The sequence below is a fragment of the Pseudomonas citri genome (assembly GCF_025336485.1).
Classification (GTDB): Bacteria; Pseudomonadota; Gammaproteobacteria; order Pseudomonadales; family Pseudomonadaceae; genus Aquipseudomonas; species Aquipseudomonas citri.
This window is the reverse complement of record NZ_JAODAB010000020.1, coordinates 53,703-71,232: the sequence shown is the minus strand read 5'-3', so window position 1 is coordinate 71,232 and position 17,530 is coordinate 53,703. Positions and strand designations below refer to the sequence as shown.

Annotated in this window: 15 protein-coding genes; 9 read left to right on the top strand and 6 right to left on the bottom strand. The window is 61.4% G+C overall.

All coding sequences use genetic code 11. The annotated features are described in order from the left end of the window. Positions 1–29: 29 nt before the first annotated feature. A complete protein-coding gene (locus tag N4Q37_RS20180; protein WP_260961331.1) occupies positions 30–923 on the top strand; it encodes a LysR substrate-binding domain-containing protein in 894 nt (297 codons plus the stop codon). Here N4Q37_RS20180 and N4Q37_RS20175 read toward each other — a convergent pair. The 4 genes from N4Q37_RS20175 to N4Q37_RS20160 all read right to left on the bottom strand — a co-directional run bounded on the left by N4Q37_RS20175 (position 889) and on the right by N4Q37_RS20160 (position 3,983). Further along, positions 889–1,503 carry a GNAT family N-acetyltransferase gene (locus tag N4Q37_RS20175; RefSeq protein ID WP_260961330.1) on the bottom strand — a complete coding sequence of 205 codons (615 nt, stop codon included), beginning with the start codon at positions 1,501–1,503 and terminating at the stop codon, positions 889–891. The two genes, N4Q37_RS20180 and N4Q37_RS20175, sit on opposite strands and share 35 nt — an antisense overlap. A 181-nt stretch (positions 1,504–1,684) precedes the next feature. After that, positions 1,685–2,443 carry a DNA polymerase III subunit epsilon gene (gene dnaQ / locus N4Q37_RS20170; RefSeq protein WP_260961329.1) on the bottom strand — a complete coding sequence of 253 codons (759 nt, stop codon included), beginning with the start codon at positions 2,441–2,443 and terminating at the stop codon, positions 1,685–1,687. Between the two features lie 242 nt (positions 2,444–2,685). Further along, the gene (gene rnhA, locus N4Q37_RS20165) at positions 2,686–3,138 is read right to left on the bottom strand and encodes a ribonuclease HI (RefSeq protein WP_260961328.1); all 453 of its coding nucleotides are present in this window, start codon (positions 3,136–3,138) and stop codon (positions 2,686–2,688) included. An 86-nt stretch (positions 3,139–3,224) separates the two neighbouring features. Then, complete coding sequence (locus N4Q37_RS20160; RefSeq protein ID WP_260961327.1) at positions 3,225–3,983, bottom strand: class I SAM-dependent methyltransferase; 759 nt, start codon at positions 3,981–3,983, stop codon at positions 3,225–3,227. Between the two features lie 65 nt (positions 3,984–4,048). Here N4Q37_RS20160 and gloB point away from each other — a divergent pair, with 65 nt between their 5' ends. The 8 genes from gloB (at position 4,049) to fabI (ending at position 14,786) form a co-directional block, all read left to right on the top strand. After that, on the top strand, positions 4,049–4,816 hold the full coding sequence (gene gloB, locus N4Q37_RS20155) for a hydroxyacylglutathione hydrolase (RefSeq protein WP_260961326.1): 768 nt from the start codon (positions 4,049–4,051) through the stop codon (positions 4,814–4,816). A gap of 99 nt (positions 4,817–4,915) precedes the next feature. Then, positions 4,916–6,364 carry a transglycosylase SLT domain-containing protein gene (locus tag N4Q37_RS20150; protein WP_260961324.1) on the top strand — a complete coding sequence of 483 codons (1,449 nt, stop codon included), beginning with the start codon at positions 4,916–4,918 and terminating at the stop codon, positions 6,362–6,364. Between the two features lie 214 nt (positions 6,365–6,578). Then, entirely contained in the window at positions 6,579–8,411 is a 1,833-nt protein-coding gene (locus N4Q37_RS20145; protein ID WP_390897949.1) for an extracellular solute-binding protein, read from the top strand. Then, a complete protein-coding gene (locus N4Q37_RS20140) occupies positions 8,408–10,261 on the top strand; it encodes an extracellular solute-binding protein (RefSeq protein WP_260961323.1) in 1,854 nt (617 codons plus the stop codon). Before N4Q37_RS20145 ends, N4Q37_RS20140 begins: the two co-directional genes overlap by 4 nt. Positions 10,262–10,265: 4 nt before the next feature. Then, the gene (locus N4Q37_RS20135; RefSeq protein WP_260961322.1) at positions 10,266–11,339 is read left to right on the top strand and encodes a microcin C ABC transporter permease YejB; all 1,074 of its coding nucleotides are present in this window, start codon (positions 10,266–10,268) and stop codon (positions 11,337–11,339) included. 1 nt (position 11,340) lies between these two features. Next, a complete protein-coding gene (locus tag N4Q37_RS20130) occupies positions 11,341–12,360 on the top strand; it encodes an ABC transporter permease (protein ID WP_260961321.1) in 1,020 nt (339 codons plus the stop codon). Position 12,361: 1 nt separating this feature from the next. Continuing rightward, positions 12,362–13,972, top strand: a complete 1,611-nt coding sequence (locus N4Q37_RS20125) for an ABC transporter ATP-binding protein (protein ID WP_260961320.1) — start codon at positions 12,362–12,364, stop codon at positions 13,970–13,972. 19 nt (positions 13,973–13,991) lie between these two features. Next, entirely contained in the window at positions 13,992–14,786 is a 795-nt protein-coding gene (gene fabI, locus N4Q37_RS20120; RefSeq protein ID WP_260961319.1) for an enoyl-ACP reductase FabI, read from the top strand. 339 nt (positions 14,787–15,125) lie between these two features. Here the strand turns inward: fabI and N4Q37_RS20115 are convergent, their stop codons facing one another. After that, positions 15,126–16,154, bottom strand: coding sequence for an IS110 family transposase (locus N4Q37_RS20115; protein ID WP_260961318.1), 1,029 nt, complete (start codon positions 16,152–16,154; stop codon positions 15,126–15,128). A gap of 184 nt (positions 16,155–16,338) precedes the next feature. Further along, positions 16,339–17,370, bottom strand: a complete 1,032-nt coding sequence (gene sohB / locus N4Q37_RS20110) for a protease SohB (RefSeq protein WP_260961317.1) — start codon at positions 17,368–17,370, stop codon at positions 16,339–16,341. Positions 17,371–17,530: the final 160 nt, after the last annotated feature.

Here is a 17,530-nt window from a genome sequence, read left to right as displayed (position 1 = left end):
GGCTCATCCGCCGAACATGGACTTCTCGCATGCGTTTACGCCACATCGAAGTGATCCAGGCGTTGCTGCAGACCGGGCACCTCGGCACAGCGGCCGAATGGCTGCAACTACCAGTGGCGGAGGTCGAGGCGATCCTGCGCGATGCCGAGACTCAACTGGGCTTCATGCTGTTTGCCAGCGTGCGCGGGCGTTTGCAGGCCACGCGGGAAACCCTTGAACTGCGCGACGCCATGACGCGGGTGTACGACGCCCTCGAACCGGTGCAACGACTCGCCAGCAGCCTCAGGCACTACCAGGCACCGCCCTTGCGCATCATCTGCGCCCCACCCCTTGCCCAGCACTTGCTTCCCCGGAGCATCACGGCCCTGCGTCGACGCTGTCCGGATGTGCCTTGCACCCTCCTCAGCCAACCGACTCGCCACATCGTCCAGAGCCTGCTGTTGCGTGAAAGTGACCTGGGGCTGAGCCTGCACGACCCCGAACACCCCGACATTCACTGCCAGGTCATCGCCCAGGGCAAGCTGCAATTGCTGGCGCCCCACGGCTGGCTGCAACCCCGGCAGAAATACATTTCGCTTCAGGACCTGGCCGGCCAGTCGCTGTTGGGCCTCGAAGGCCATGACCCGTTGAGCCCCGCGTTCGACCACAAACTGGCAGCGCTGCGTCCGGCCCCCGTGGTCCAGATCCGTGTGCAGACCCATCAGATGATGCGCGCCATGGTCGAGGCCGGCGAAGGCCTGGCCATCGTCGACCCGTTCACCGCCTCGGGCGCCAAGGGTGGCGGGCTGGACGTTTGCCCGGTGTCACCCGCCGTGCCCATCAACCTCTACGCCTTGAGCCTGAAGGGTACGCCTGCGGCGCCCGCCATCCAGTCGCTGCTGGAGTTGGTTACGGAACAAGCCGAGGCGTTGCTGAGCCACTGATCGACATCCCCAGCGGATCGTCGAACAACCGGTACCAGAACAACGCCACTTCAGCGGTATGCCGGTCAATGCCGCGATAACGCAGGTGGTCGATACCGCCCAGCACATAGCCACAGCGCTCATAGAGCCGACATGCCCCCAGATTATTGTTCTGGGTTTCAAGCATGATCCCCGGCAACTTTTTCTTGCGGCTCCAGAACTGGGCTACGTCGAGCAGGGCCTTGGCCACCCCATGGCGACGGGCCGGGGCATGCACCGCCAGCTCGTCGATGTGGGCGAAACCGTTCCAATTGGTGCTGACCACCAGATGCCCGACGGGCAGGTCGTCGAGGTAGGCCATGAAAATCTCGCTGTCGGGCGCACCGTGGAAGCTGCTGAACTCCTCGGGATCGATGCCGTAGCACTTGCTGTACGGGACAATGGGCGTGACTGGCCATTGATTCACGGGCTTGCCGATCTGTGCCGCGCCATAGGCGTTGACCTCGAAACTGAAATCACTGCCCCAGATGTAATCAGCGAAGCCATCATCGACGACGCGCACCGACAACCCGGGGTGCTTGGGATTCATGACCGGCTGCATACTGGAAAAAATCCTCACTCCTTGAGGCAACCAACGGCAGGTTGCCCTCCATTGCCCTTTCTTCACATCAGATGCCTTCGGATATCGAGCGGCATCCGTTGGCCTGCCACCTCAGGTTAGAAGGTCGTGGCGATTGTCGCGAGAAATGAACACTGGATAAAAGGTTTCGCCCTCAAGGGTCTCAGCCATTCGTGCCGGCCTGCGCCTCGGCCAGTTGTGTCCACAATGCCGGGGCGCCGGCGGACTTGGCAATGGCCTCAAGACGCGCGACGTGGTCGGCCAGCTCGCTTTCGCTGGCGCGGATGATCCGCGAAGGCTGGCGCCCAGCCGGCAAGCGGCGGATTTCCGAAGCCTGGTTGCTCGAGCCTTCGCTCGCGCCATCCGAAGCATTGCCAGCCAGTGACAGGCTGGTCTGGCCGCCCGTCATCGCCAGGTAGACGTCAGCCAGGATCTCGGAGTCGAGCAACGCGCCGTGCAGTTCGCGACCGGAGTTATCGACGCCGTAGCGCTTGCACAGTGCGTCGAGGCTGTTGCGCTGCCCCGGATGCCGCTCCCGGGCCATCATCAGGGTATCGAGGATGCTGCAATGTTCGGTGATGTCGGCCCGGTGCTGCTGGCCCATCAAGGCGAATTCGTTGTTGATGAACCCCACGTCGAACGCCGCGTTGTGGATGATCAACTGCGCGCCCTGGATGAATTCGAAGAACTCATCGGCCACTTCGGCGAAACGCGGCTTGCCCACCAGAAACTCGTTGGTGATGCCGTGGACACCGATCGCGCCCTCATCGCTTTCGCGATCAGGTTGCAGGTAGACGTGGAAATGGCGGCCGGTCAGGCGCCGACCGATCAGTTCGACACAGCCGATTTCGATAATCCGGTGACCATCGGTCACCGGCATGCCGGTGGTTTCGGTATCCAGTACGACAGATCTGTTGGCCATCAGTGTTCAGCTCTCAACGGGCAGTCATGCAAAGGCGCGGATCTTAACACGCTCTGGTGGCAAGTAGATTTACCTGGGAACCATGCTTGTGCAAGCGAATGAAATGTGAAGGTAAACACTGTGGGAGCAAAGCTTGCTCGCGATGAAGCAATGCGCCCCCCCAGGAAAACCAAGGCGCCTGTGTCGCGAGCAAGCTTTGCTCCCACACAAGCGCCCTCACCCCAAGGACAACCTGAACTGAATCAACCCTGCTTGAAGCCACGCACCTCATCCACCCCACGGTTGGCCAGCTGGTCGGCCCGTTCGTTGCCGTGATGGCCGATATGGCCACGTACCCATTTCCAGGTAACGTTGTGACGGTTGACCTGTTCATCCAACTGCATCCACAGATCGGCGTTCTTCACCGGTTCTTTCGCGGCAGTCTTCCAGCCACGCTTCTTCCAGTTGGCCATCCACTCGTTGATGCCCTTCATCACGTACTGCGAGTCGGTCACCAGCAGCACATCGCAAGGCCGCTTGAGTTCTTCCAGGCCACGGATGGCGCCCATCAATTCCATTCGGTTGTTGGTGGTGTTGGCTTCGCCGCCCCAGAGCTCCTTCTCCACGCCCTTGTAGACCAGCAACGCGCCCCAGCCGCCCGGGCCAGGGTTGCCCTTGCAGGCGCCGTCAGTGAAGAGTTCTACGCTATCGCTCATGCCAGTCCATCCAGAAAAAATGCACAAGCCTGCCGGGCGGGACCGACAAGCCCGAAGCCGAAATGCCGGCCAGATTCAGAAAAGGGTTACGGCTCGATGTGGCGACGATTGACCTTGGCCATCGGCAAGGGAATCAGCTTGCCCATCGGCTCGCGTCGCGCCTGACGCACCGGGCGCAGGCCGACCGCGATCTTGCGCGCCACCAACAGGTAGAAACCGCCACCGGACAATTGCCAGTCGCCGGCCCTGCGCTCCCAACCAGCCAGGCGGGCCTGCCACCGGGGTGATGCAAGCGGCGGACGATAGCACCCGAAGCGGCGTTTCTCCAGCGCGAAACCCAGCAGGTTGAGCCAGTCGCCCACCCTGGAGGCCGAGATGCAACGGGCCTGGCGCAAGGCGTCATGGGCGAATACATGCCGCAACCCCCAACTGCTCCAGGGGTTGATGCCGATGATCAGCAGATGCCCGCCGGGACGCACGCTACTGGCAGCCTCTCGCAGCAGACCGTGGGGGGACAGGCAGAAATCCAGGCCATGCTGCAGCACCACCACGTCAGCGGCATGCTCGCTCAATGGCCAGGCCTGTTCCTCGCAGACGATCTCGACGCCCGGCAGTGGCGCCCCCAGCCGTACATTGCGCTGGACTTGCGGGGCCGCCGGCGGCGTCTGTGCCGAGGGCCCGTAATGCACCAGGTAGCCACCGAAGAAACGCCCCAGCTCGTCCTCGAGCATGCGCCGTTCTTCCTCCAGCAAAAATTGCCCGATGGGGCCGGACAACCATTCACGGGCCGCACTGATCAACGCCAGCCAGTCAGGATCAGCCTGAGCGAACGCTTCATCGGTCATTGCATTCTCCAACGCGCCAGGAAGTTCTAAGATGCGCCTTTGTTTTGAGCTTGGCGAATTTTGCGATGATACAGATCAGTGCCCTGCCCGCGTTCACCGATAACTACATCTGGTTGTTACAGGACCACTCGACCCAGCGCTGTGCCGTGGTCGACCCGGGTGACGCCGCCCCGGTGCAAGCCTGGCTCGAAGCCCATCCGGGCTGGGTCCTGAGCGACATCCTGGTCACCCACCATCACCATGATCACGTAGGCGGCGTCCAGGCGTTGAAAAACGCGACGAACGCCACCGTCTACGGCCCCGCCAGCGAGAACATCCCGGCGCGGGACCGGGCGCTCGGAGACCACGACCGGATCGCCGTGCTGGGCCTGGACTTCGATGTCCATGCCGTGCCCGGCCACACCCTCGGGCATATCGCCTACTACCATCATGGCCTGCTGTTCTGTGGCGACACCCTGTTCGCCGCCGGTTGCGGCCGCCTGTTCGAAGGCACACCCGGGCAAATGCACCATTCCCTGAGCCGACTCGCCGCCCTGCCGGAAGACACCCTGGTCTACTGCACCCACGAGTACACCCTCAGCAATCTCAAGTTCGCCGCGGCGGTGGAACCGGACAATCGGGACATTGCCGCTCGTCTGGAAAAAGTCAGCCGCCAACGCAGTGAGGGGGTCATCACCCTGCCGTCGACCCTGGCCCTGGAAAAGCTCACCAACCCCTTCCTGCGTACCGCTGAAACATCCGTTAAACAAAAAGCAGACGAACGGAGCGCCAAGCGTAACCAGACGCCGAGTGAGGTTTTTGCGGCCTTGAGGGCTTGGAAAGATAAATTCTAAGACCGCTATGGACTGATACAAAATTTCTGAATGGTTGACCTGTTGGGGTGCGCTTTCTAGAATCGCCCGACATTTTTGCCCGGAACTTACTTCCAGCCAATGTCGTCCTCTATACGCAGGTCCGCCCAGTCCGACACATTGACCCGCCTGGCTCAAGCCATCGCGGTGGCTGTGTCCGCCACGCTGGCGGGTTGCCAAAGCACGAGCCAGGTGTCGCCCGACGCGGCCCACACGCCCAATATCGCCGCTCGCGCCAAGCAGAAACCTGTGTGGCTCAGCCAGAAGCCCAGCCCCCAGGCGCCCCAGGATATCTGGGAGCGCATGCGCCAGGGCTTCCAGCTCCAGGAGACGGCCGGCGTCAACCCACGCATCGAGCAACAGCGCCTGTGGTTCGCCAGCAACCCGTCCTTCCTGGAAAACGCCGGCGAGCGCGGCAGCCTGTACATCCACTACATCGTCGAGCGCCTTGAAGAGCGCAACATGCCGCTGGAGCTGGCCCTGCTGCCGGTGATCGAAAGCGCCTACAACCCCATGGCCTATTCCCGGGCCAACGCCGTAGGCCTTTGGCAGTTCATCCCGTCCACGGGGCGCTACTTCAACCTGCGCCAGACCCGTTTCTATGACGGGCGTCGCGACATCACCGCCTCCACCACGGCCGCCATGGACTACCTGACGCGCCTGCACGACATGTTCAACGGCGACTGGCTGCTGGCCCTGGCGGCCTACAACGCCGGCGAAGGCACGGTCAGCCGGGCCATCGAACGCAACGAGAAACTCGGCCTGCCCACCGACTACTGGAACCTGCCGCTGCCCGCCGAGACCCAGGCCTACGTGCCCAAGCTGCTGGCGCTGTCCCAGGTGGTGCTCGCCCCCGATGCCTATGGCGTGAACCTCAACCCGATTGCCAACGAACCCTACTTCCAGGTCGTCGAGATCAACCAGCGCATGGACCTGTCCAAGGTCGCGGCGGTGGCCAACATCGACGAGGACGAGTTGTTCCAGCTCAACCCGGCCTTCAAGCAGCGCACCACCATCGACGGCCCGCAACACCTGCTGGTGCCCACTTCCAAGGCCCAGTTGCTGACCGCCAGCCTGTCGACCATGCGTCCGGAAGAACTGATCAGCCCCCGCTCGCTCAAGCCGGTGTTCGAAACAGCCGACGACAGCGAACCGGAAGACGTCAAGCGCACCTACCGGGTCAAGCGCGGCGACAGCCTGGCCCAGATCGCCAAGGCCAACAAGGTCGAGACCAAGGACCTGCAACGCTGGAACAAGCTCAGTGGCAACAAGCTCAAGGTCGGCCAGACCCTGGTGATGCAGGACACCAGGGCGCCAAAGGCCAGCGGCAAGCGCATCAACACCGTCGTGGCCGCCAACAGCAAGGCCAGCCAAACGAAACAAACCCAATACAAAGTCCAGCAGGGCGACTCGCTGTACGTCGTGGCCAAACGCTTCAACGTGGAAATGCAGCACCTCAAGCGCTGGAACCCACGGATGGGCAAGGCCCTCAAGCCTGGGCAGATGCTGACGGTCTACTCCCCGCACTGATCGGCCATGATCTGTAGGAGCAAAGCTTGCTCGCGATAGCGGTGCAGCAGCCAATAAAGTTGTCGACCGCCCTCCCCAAATCGCGAGCAAGCTTTGCTCCCACAGGTTTGCGGCTTAACTGACCGGCATACACCCCAGGCCTCCTTTTTCCTGCCGATACAAGCTGTTACTGTACAGGCCATAAAGCCCAAGCCGCCTGGATCGGATCCCAGATTTGATACGCTCCCTCCTCCTGCTCCTGATCAGCCTGGCCTTGAGCTCTCCCGCCAGCGCAACCATCAGCGAAAGCCATGGCTATGCGCAATTCGGCACGCTCAAGTACCCGGCCCGATTCACCCACTTCGACTGGGTCAACCCGCAAGCGCCCAAGGGCGGCGTCTTGCGGGTCATGGCATTCGGCACCTTCGATACGCTCAACCCTTATACCTTCAAGGGCAGCAGCCCGGTGTCCACGCCGAACTTCCTGCAGTACGGCATCAATGAGCTGAACGAGCCGCTGATGGTCGGCACCGCCCAGTACGCACCGTCCGGCGATGAGCCGACGTCCAGCTATGGCTTGATCGCCCAGTCGGTGGAGTACAGCGAAGACCGCAGCTGGGTGGTGTTCAACCTGCGACCCGAAGCGCGGTTTCATGATGGCGTGCCCATCACCGCCTATGACGTGGCCTTTTCCTACCGGACGCTGCTCAAGGACGGCCACCCGCAATACCGCACCAGCTTGCAGGAAGTGCTGCGGGTCGACATCCTCAACCCGCTGAGAATCCGCTTCGTCTTCAAGCGCGCGGGCAATCCGCTGTTGATCTTGCGCCTGGGCGAGTTGCCTGTCCTGCCCCAGCATTACTGGAAGGACCGTGATTTCAAGGCGACCACGTTCGAGCCGCCCCTGGGCAGCGGGCCCTACCGCATCACCAAAGTGCAGCCGGGTCGCCAACTGGTGTTCGAACGGGTCAAGGATTATTGGGGCAAGGACCTGCCGGTCAATCGCGGCAAGTACAACTTCGACCGCATGGACGTGGAGTTCTACCGCGACAGCGACGTGGCCTTCGAAGCCTTCAAGGCCGGTGAATTCGACATCTATATCGAACACCAGGCCAAGAACTGGGCCAATGGCTACGACTTCCCGGCAGTCACCCGTGGCGATGTGATCAAGGCGCAGATTCCCCATCAGATCCCGACCCAGACCCAGGGCCTGTTCATGAATACCCGACGCAGCACCTTTGCCGACGTCAAGGTGCGTGAAGCCCTGGGGCTGATGTTCGATTTCGAGTGGACCAACCGCACCCTGTTCAGCAGCGCCTACAAGCGCACCCTCAGTTACTACCCCAACAGTGAATTCTCCGCCAGCGGCGTGCCGGTGGGACACGAGTGGTTGCTGCTCAAGCCGTACCGTGACCAATTGCCGCCCCGTCTGCTCACGGAACCCTTCAGCCTGCCCGCCACCGACGGTCGCGGCATTCCCCGGGAAACCTTGCGCAAGGCCCTGGGCTTGTTGAAAGAAGCGGGCTGGACCCTCAATGGCCAGCGCCTGTTCAACGCCGACAGCAAGCCCCTGAGCTTCGAGATCCTGCTGGTGAACCCGAACCTGGAGCGCATCCTGCAGCCCTACGTGGAGAATCTCGCCAGCATCGGCATCCAGGCCCGGCTGCGCACGGTGGACCGCGCCCAATACAAACAGCGGCTGGACCAGTTCGACTTCGACATGATCCTGTTGACCTTGAACCAGACCCTCAGCCCGGGCCTGGAGCAATGGCAGTACTTCCACTCCAGCCAGGTCGCCGTCAAGGGCAGCAAGAACTACGCAGGCATCGCCAATCCCGTAGTCGACCACTTGCTGGACAAACTGCTGGCCGCGCAGACCCGCGACGAACAGGTGGCGGCCGGCAAAGCCCTGGACCGCGTGCTGCTCTGGCAGCATTACTGCATTCCCAACTGGTACCTCAATTATCATCGCCTGGCGTACCGCAACCGGTTCGCCTTCGTCACCACGCCGCCCTACACCCTGGGCTTGAGCGCATGGTGGCTGAAATCTTCGGAGAAAGATCAATGACGCCTTTTCGCGCCCTGCTCCTGCAGGCCAGCGGCCTGTTATTCGCCGGGCTGGCCTGTGCCGCACCGCAGCACGCGGTAACGCTGTATAACGAACTGCCCAAGTACCCGGCCGACTTCAAGCATTTCGACTATGTAAACCCCGACGCTCCCAAGGGCGGAATATTCCGCCAAGGCGGGTTTGGCGGATTTGACAGCCTCAACCCGTTCATCAGCAAAGGCGTACCGGCCGATGACATCGGCCTGATCTATGACACGCTGACCAAGCAAGGCCTGGACGAGCCCTTCACCGTGTACGGGCTGATCGCCGAAAAAATCGAGAAGGCCCCGGATAACAGTTGGGTACGCTTCTACCTGCGCCCCCAGGCCCGCTTCAACGACGGTCACCCGGTGCGCGCCGAAGACGTGGTCTTCAGTTTCCAGACCCTGACCAAGGACGGCGCCCCGATGTTCCGCGGCTACTACAACGACGTCGCCGAAGTCATTGCCGAAGACCCGCTCAAAGTCCTGTTCAAGTTCAAGCACACCAACAACCGCGAATTGCCGTTGATCCTCGGCCAGATCCCCGTCCTGCCCAAGCACTGGTGGGCCAACCGCGATTTCAGCAAAGGCAACCTCGAAATCCCCCTGGGCAGTGGCCCCTACAAGGTCACCGAAGTGAAGGCCGGACGTTCGATCCGCTATGAACGGGTGAAGGACTACTGGGGCAAGGACCTGCCGGTCAACCGTGGCTTCTACAATTTCGACGTGCTGACCACCGACTACTACCGCGATAACACCGTGGCAGTGGAAGCGCTCAAGGCCGGGCAGTTCGACTACTGGCTGGAAATGTCCGCAAAGAACTGGGCCAACGCCTACAACATCCCGGCCGTCACCGAAGGCCGGTTGATCAAGGAACAGATCCCCAACGGCAACCCCACCGGCATGCAGGGTTTCGTCTACAACCTGCGTCGGCCGATCTTCCAGGACGTGCGGGTGCGCAAGGCCCTGAGCCTGCTGCTGGATTTCGAGTGGACCAACAAGCAACTGTTCAATGGAGCCTACGCCCGCACCCGCAGCTATTTCGAGAACTCGGAAATGGCCGCCACTGGCCTGCCGGGCGAAGACGAACTGAAGATCCTCGAGCCCTTGCATGGCAAGATCCCCGAGCAAGTATTCAGCGAAGCCTTCCAACCCTCGATGTGCGATGGCAGCGGCATGATTCGCGACCAGCAGCGCAAGGCTTACCAACTGTTGCAGGAGGCCGGCTGGCGGATCGTCGACGACAAGATGGTCGATACCCAGGGCAAACCGGTGGTACTGGAGTTCCTGCTGGCCCAGACCGAGTTCGAGCGGGTGCTGCTGCCGTTCAAGCGCAACCTGAGTGACCTTGGCATCGATCTGGTGATCCGCCGCGTGGACGTGTCCCAGTACATCAACCGCGTACGCTCCCGGGATTTCGACCTGGTGGTTGGCAGCTTCCCGCAGTCCAGCTCGCCGGGGAACGAACAGCGCGAGTTCTGGATGTCGGCCGCCGCCGACAAGCCCGGCAGCCGCAACACCATGGGCCTGAAGGACCCGGCCGTCGACCAGTTGGTGGAAGAACTGATCAACGCCGATTCGCGCAAGAGCCTGGTGGCCCACGCCCGGGCGCTGGACCGGGTGCTGCAATGGGGCTATTACGTGATCCCCAACTGGCACATCAAGACCTGGCGCGTGGCCTACTGGAACCACATCGGCCATCCGAAGGTGACGCCGACCTATGACATCGGCACCAACACCTGGTGGGTCAAGCCGGAGATCAAGCCGGCCGATGAAGTAGTGAAGCAGGTCATCGAGCAGCAAATCGCCGCCCCTGCGAGCGTGGAGTAACAAGATGCTGGCTTATATCTTCCGGCGGTTGCTGCTGATCGTCCCGACCCTGTTCGGCATCCTGCTGATCAATTTCGTCATCATCCAGGCCGCGCCCGGCGGGCCGGTGGAGCAGATGATCGCCAAGCTCGAAGGCTTCGAAGGAGCCACCAGTCGCATTGCCGGCGGTGGCGCCGAGGTCTCGGTGGCCGGCTCCTCCTATCGCGGCGCCCAAGGCCTGGACCCGGCGCTGGTCAAGGAAATCGAGCGCATGTATGGCTTCGACAAGTCGGCGCCCGAACGCCTATGGATCATGATCAAGAACTACGCCCACCTGGATTTCGGCGACAGTTTTTTCCGCGACGCCAAGGTCATCGACCTGATCAAGGAAAAGCTGCCGGTGTCCATTTCCCTCGGGCTCTGGAGCACGCTGATCATGTACCTGGTGTCGATCCCGCTGGGGATCGCCAAGGCCACCCGGCACGGCAGCCACTTCGACGTATGGACCAGCTCGGCGATCATCGTCGGCTACGCGATCCCATCGTTCCTGTTCGCCATCCTGCTGATCGTAGTGTTTGCCGGCGGCAGTTATTTCGACTGGTTCCCGTTGCGCGGGCTGACCTCCAACAACTTCGACGAACTGACCCTGGGGGGCAAGATCCTCGATTACTTCTGGCACCTGGCCCTGCCCGTGACTGCCCTGGTGATCGGCAACTTCGCCACCATGACCCTGCTGACCAAGAACAGCTTCCTCGACGAAATCAACAAACAGTACGTGGTCACCGCCAAGGCCAAGGGCCTGACCCGCAATCGCGTGCTCTACGGCCACGTGTTCCGCAACGCCATGCTGCTGGTGATCGCCGGCTTCCCTTCGGCGTTCATTGGGATCTTCTTCACCGGTTCGTTGCTGGTGGAAGTGATCTTCTCCCTCGACGGCCTCGGGCTGATGAGTTTCGAGTCGGCCATCAACCGTGACTATCCGGTGGTGTTTGGCACCTTGTTCATCTTCACGTTGCTGGGACTGGTGGTGAAGCTGATCGGCGATTTGACCTACACCTTTGTCGATCCGCGCATCGATTTCGAAAGCCGGGAGCATTGAGATGAACCTGTCCCCACTCAATCGCCGGCGTTTCGAACTGTTCAAGGCCAACAAGCGCGGCTGGTGGTCGCTGTGGCTGTTCCTGGTCCTGTTCATCCTGAGCCTGGGCGCCGAACTGATCGCCAACGACAAGCCACTGGTGGTGCATTACGACGGCGGCTGGTACTTCCCGGCCCTCAAGCGCTACCCGGAAACCACCTTCGGCGGCGAATTCCCGCTGGAAGCCAACTACAAGAGCCCGTACATCCGTGAGCTGCTGGCCGCCAAGGATGCCTGGGTGGTGTGGGCACCGATTCCGTTCAGCTACCAGAGCATCAACTACGACCTGAAAGTCCCGGCGCCCGCCCCGCCCTCGTCAGTGAACTGGCTGGGCACCGACGACCAGGGCCGCGATGTCCTGGCACGGGTGATCTACGGCTTCCGGATTTCGGTGCTGTTCGCCCTGACGCTGACCCTGCTCAGTTCGATCATCGGCGTGATCGCCGGCGCGCTGCAGGGCTTCTACGGCGGTTGGGTCGATCTCGCCGGGCAACGCTTCCTGGAGATCTGGTCCGGCCTGCCGGTGCTGTACCTGCTGATTATCCTGGCCAGTTTCGTGCAGCCCAATTTCTGGTGGCTGCTGGGCATCATGCTGCTGTTTTCCTGGATGAGCCTGGTGGACGTGGTCCGTGCCGAGTTCCTGCGCGGGCGCAACCTGGAATACGTGCGCGCCGCCCGGGCGCTGGGCATGCAGAACGGAGCGATCATGTTCCGCCACATCCTGCCCAATGCCATGGTCTCGACCATGACCTTCATGCCGTTCATCCTCACCGGTGCCATCGGCACCCTCACCGCCCTGGACTTTCTCGGCTTCGGCTTGCCACCTGGCGCGCCGTCCCTGGGCGAGCTGGTGGCCCAGGGCAAGTCCAACCTCCAGGCCCCGTGGCTGGGCATCAGCGCGTTCGCCGTGCTGGCGATCATGCTGAGCCTGTTGGTGTTCATCGGCGAGTCCGCTCGCGACGCGTTCGATCCGAGGAAGTGAAATGAACCAGGACAATCTGATCGAAGTACGCGACCTCTCGGTGGAATTCATCGTCGGCGAACGCCGCCAACGGGTGGTCGAGGGCGTCAGCTTCGACATCAAGCGCGGCGAAACCCTGGCCCTGGTCGGCGAAAGCGGCTCGGGCAAATCGGTGACCGCCCACTCGATCCTGCGATTGCTGCCCTATCCGCTGGCCCACCACCCCACCGGGAGCATCCGCTACGCCGGGCAGGATTTGCTGGGGCAGAAGGAAAAAACCATCCGTCATATCCGCGGCAACCGGATCGCGATGATTTTCCAGGAGCCGATGACCTCCCTCAATCCGCTGCACTCCATCGAAAAGCAGATCAATGAAGTGCTCGGCATCCACAAGGGCCTGAGCGGCAAGGTCGCGACCCGCCGCACCCTCGAGCTGTTGGAGCTGGTGGGGATTCCCGAACCGCACAAGCGCCTGAAAGCCCTGCCCCATGAGTTGTCCGGTGGCCAGCGCCAGCGAGTGATGATCGCCATGGCCCTGGCCAACGAACCGGAACTGCTGATCGCCGACGAGCCGACCACCGCCCTGGACGTCACCGTCCAGCTGAAAATCCTCGATCTGCTCAAGGATCTGCAGGCCCGATTGGGCATGTCGCTGCTGCTGATCAGCCACGATTTGAACCTGGTGCGAAGAATTGCGCATCGCGTATGTGTCATGCAGCGCGGTTGCATCGTCGAACAAGCATCGTGCGCAGAGCTGTTCCGCGCGCCGCAGCATCCGTACACTCGCGAACTGCTGGGCGCCGAGCCCAGCGGCGGCCCGGCGAGCAACGTTGCCGGCCCGCCGCTGTTGCAGGTCGAGGACCTGAAGGTCTGGTTCCCGATCAAGAAAGGCCTGTTCAAGCGCACGGTGGACTACGTCAAGGCCGTGGACGGTATCCGCTTCAGCCTGCCCCAGGGCCAGACCCTGGGCATTGTCGGCGAAAGCGGTTCCGGCAAATCCACGCTGGGGTTGGCGATCCTGCGGTTGATCGGCAGCCAGGGCGGGATCCGCTTCGAAGGCAAACAGTTGGACAGCCTGTCGCAGCAGCAGGTCCGGCCGCTGCGCCGGGAGATGCAAGTGGTGTTTCAGGACCCGTTCGGCAGCCTGAGCCCACGGATGTGTGTGAGCCAGATTGTCGGCGAAGGGCTGCGGATCCATAAGATCGGCAGCCCAGCCGAGCAGGAACAGGCGATAATCGCGGCATTGAAGGAGGTAGGCCTGGACCCGGAAACCCGGCACCGCTACCCCCATGAATTTTCCGGAGGGCAACGGCAGCGTATCGCCATTGCCCGGGCCCTGGTGCTCAAGCCGGCGTTGATTCTGCTGGATGAACCAACGTCGGCCCTGGACCGTACCGTGCAACGCCAGGTGGTGGAGCTGTTGCGGTCATTGCAAACCAAGTACAACCTGACGTACCTGTTTATCAGCCATGACCTGGCTGTCGTCAAAGCGCTGAGCCACCAGCTGATGGTGGTCAAGCATGGCCAAGTGGTCGAACAAGGTGATGCCCGCGGTATATTCGCCGCGCCGCAACACCCCTATACACAGCAGTTGCTGGAGGCCGCCTTCCTGGCCCCAACGACTGCCGAATAACCTGAAAGAGGAGCAACACATGGGTTTTCTCGCCGGTAAGCGCGTACTAATCGTCGGTGTCGCCAGCAAGCTGTCCATCGCATCCGGCATCGCCGCCGCCATGCATCGCGAGGGCGCTGAGCTTGCCTTCACTTATCAGAACGACAAACTCAAGGGTCGTGTCGAAGAGTTCGCACAAGGCTGGGGTTCGAGCCCTGAGCTGTGCTTCCCGTGCGACGTGGCCAGCGATGAAGAAATCGCCAAGGTCTTCGAAGAACTGAGCAAGAAGTGGGACGGCCTGGACTGCATCGTGCACTCCGTGGGCTACGCCCCGGGCGACCAACTGGACGGCGACTTCACCGAAGCCACCACCCGTGACGGTTTCCGCATTGCCCACGACATCAGCGCCTACAGCTTCGTGGCCCTGGCCAAGGCCGGTCGCGAAATGATGAAGGGCCGCAACGGCAGCCTGCTGACCCTGTCGTACCTGGGCGCCGAGCGCACCATGCCGAACTACAACGTCATGGGCATGGCCAAAGCCTCCCTGGAAGCCGGCGTACGTTACCTGGCCGGCTCCCTGGGCCCGGACGGCACCCGCGTCAACTGCGTATCGGCCGGTCCCATCCGCACCCTCGCCGCTTCCGGCATCAAGAACTTCCGCAAGATGCTGGCAGCCAACGAAGCGCAAACCCCACTGCGTCGCAACGTCACCATCGAAGAAGTTGGCAACGCCGGCGCCTTCCTGTGCTCGGACCTGGCGTCGGGCATCAGCGGTGAAATCATGTACGTGGATGGCGGCTTCAACACCACCGCCATGGGCAGCATCGAAGAGTAATCTTCACCCGCGCCACGCGCAGAAAAACGCCGCTTGTCCTGCGAAGGGCAAGCGGCGTTTTTTTATACCCATTTTTCACCGCTCCCACATCTATGGTTACCCCCTTTTCTGCAATACTGTCTTTGATGCATGTTTGGCTTGCTTTCATCTATCCGGCGTCTGAGTCGGGAGTTTTGTCCCCGCGCCCCGATGAGAATTCGATGCCCGACGATCCTGATTAGTGGGACGGCCTTGCAGCCGTGTGGGAGCCCAGGGTATTCGTCAGGCCGGTTAGCCGTTCATGTCATCTGTTATTCAGCATCGCAAAACCAGGTGGGTGGTGCTCGGGTAACAGCAGGGTCAAGCGTTCATCGCGCTTGGCCCTGCATCGAATACCGTGTGGTTTGCCGCAATCGACCAGGCGATCCTCGCGAACTTGTTAGCCAGAGCACAGACCACAAGGTTGCGGTGACGGTGGCTGGCCAGGAGCTTGCGAACCCAATCGGCCAACTTCCCTTCCTGTCGATCCAGCCTGTTCACATACGTCTGGGCACACTGGACGAACAAGCGCCTTTGATTTCGATCGCCACGTTTGCTGATGCCCAAAAGTACCGTCCGCCCGCCCGTTGAGTGTTGTTTGGGGACCAATCCAATTGACGCTGAGAAGTCTCGCCCACATTTGAATTGCTTACCGTCCCCCATCTCGGCAGCCAGGACGCTGGAGGTGATCGGCCCCACGCACGGCATTGTCATCAGACGGGAAGCCAGATCGTCTCCAGCGGCCTGGCAATCGATCTCCTTGTCCAACCCCTTGATACGCAGATTGAGGTAGAGGTAGTGCTCGTACAAGTCCGCCAGGAGTTTGCGGATGAGCCCGTGAAAGGAACTTGCTTCCAACAGAACCGGTATGTCCTTGAGCGATTTATAGCCTGGAGTCAGGCTGACGCCGACTTCCAGAAACGCGGCATGAATCCGATTGACGGTCGCCGTGCGGTCCTTGATGAGCGAGTCGCGGACCGAGTTGAGCATTGCCAGCGCCTGCTGAGTCTGGTTTTTAACGGGGACAAAGCGCATCGTGGGACGACTGGCGGCCTCGCAGATCGCCTCGGCATCGGCGAAATCATTTTTGTTGCTTTTCACATAAGGGCGTACGAGATGAGGCGCTATCAGTTTGGGTGAATGCCCTAACTTGGTGACTTCTTGCGCCATGAAATGGGCCCCGCCACAAGCTTCCATCACGACGATGCACGGTTCGAGATTTGCCAGATGTTGGAGGAGTTCCACTCGCTTAAATTTTTTGCGCAGAAGCGGATGCCCGTGATCATCTTGCTCATGTACGTGAAAGGTGAGCTTTCCAAGATCGATGGCGACAAGAGCTACTTTGTTCATGACGGCGGTCTCCGGTAGATCCCCCTGTGAAAGCTTAGTGGGCGTTCACAGGGGACGGCGGGGGTAGCCATCTCATTAGCGGACCTGGGTGGACTCCGGATCTGAGAGCACCCGGAAAACCTGTGGGAGCAACGCTTGCGCGAAGGCGGTGGGTCAGCTTGCATCGATGGCCCGACTGGAGGTATTACCAGAACCGCTGCTGGGTCAGGCGGCTCCACCAATTGAGCAGCACGCGATCCACCGAGCCGCTGGCCGCCATGCCGATGCGTTCTTGCAGGCTTTTGCGCTCCGCGTAATGCAGGTGATACAGCTCGGCGCCTTTGGCCCGTTCGGCCAGGTATTCGTCGCTGGTCTTGAGTTCGTCCACCAGGCCTTTGTCCAACGCCGCGACACCCAGCCAGACTTCACCGGTCGCCACTTCGTTGATAGCCAGTTGCGGGCGGTAGCTGGCAACGAAGTTCTTGAACAGCTTATGGGTGATGTCCAGGTCTTCCTGGAATTTTTCCCGACCCTTCTCGGTATTTTCGCCGAACACCGTCAGCGTGCGCTTGTATTCACCGGCCGTCAGCACCTCGAAATCGATGTCGTGTTTCTTCAGCAGCCGGTTGACGTTGGGCAACTGTGCAACCACGCCGATCGAGCCCAGAACGGCAAAGGGGGCGCTGATGATCTTCTCGCCGATGCACGCCATCATGTAGCCACCACTGGCCGCGACCTTGTCGATGCAAACCGTCAAGGGCACGCCGGCCTGACGGATTCGCGCCAGTTGCGAAGAGGCCAGGCCATAGCTGTGGACCATGCCGCCACCACTTTCCAGACGCAGCACCACCTCATCCTTGGGGGTCGCCAGAGTCAGCAGCGCCGTGATCTCATGGCGCAGGCTCTCAGTGGCGGAAGCCTTGATGTCGCCGTCGAAATCCAGCACGAACACCCGGGACTTGGCCGCCGGCTTGGCCTTCTGTTTCTTTTCGGCCTTTTCAGCCTTACCTTGGGTCTTGCGCAGGGCCTTGAGCTGGTCCTTGTCCAGCAGCGTCTGCTCCAGACGTTCACGAAGCCCTTTATAGAAATCGTTGAGTTTGCTCACCTGCAACTGGCCGGTCGACTTGCGCCGCCCTTTGCTGCGCAGCGCAGCAAAACTGGCCAGGACCACCAGGATGGCGATCACCAGTGTCACGGTCTTGGCCAGAAAACTGGCGTATTCGATGAAGAACTCCACGATGACTCCTAATCAATTCAAAACGCCGCTCGAAGGCGGACACCTAACGCCTCCAGCATACCCATGCGCCTGCCTCCCGGCCAGCCAAGAAACCTGCGGTTACCTGGGTGCTCCCCTGCCGGTTGCCCTATTCCGGAGACCTTGGCAGGACTAGAACAAG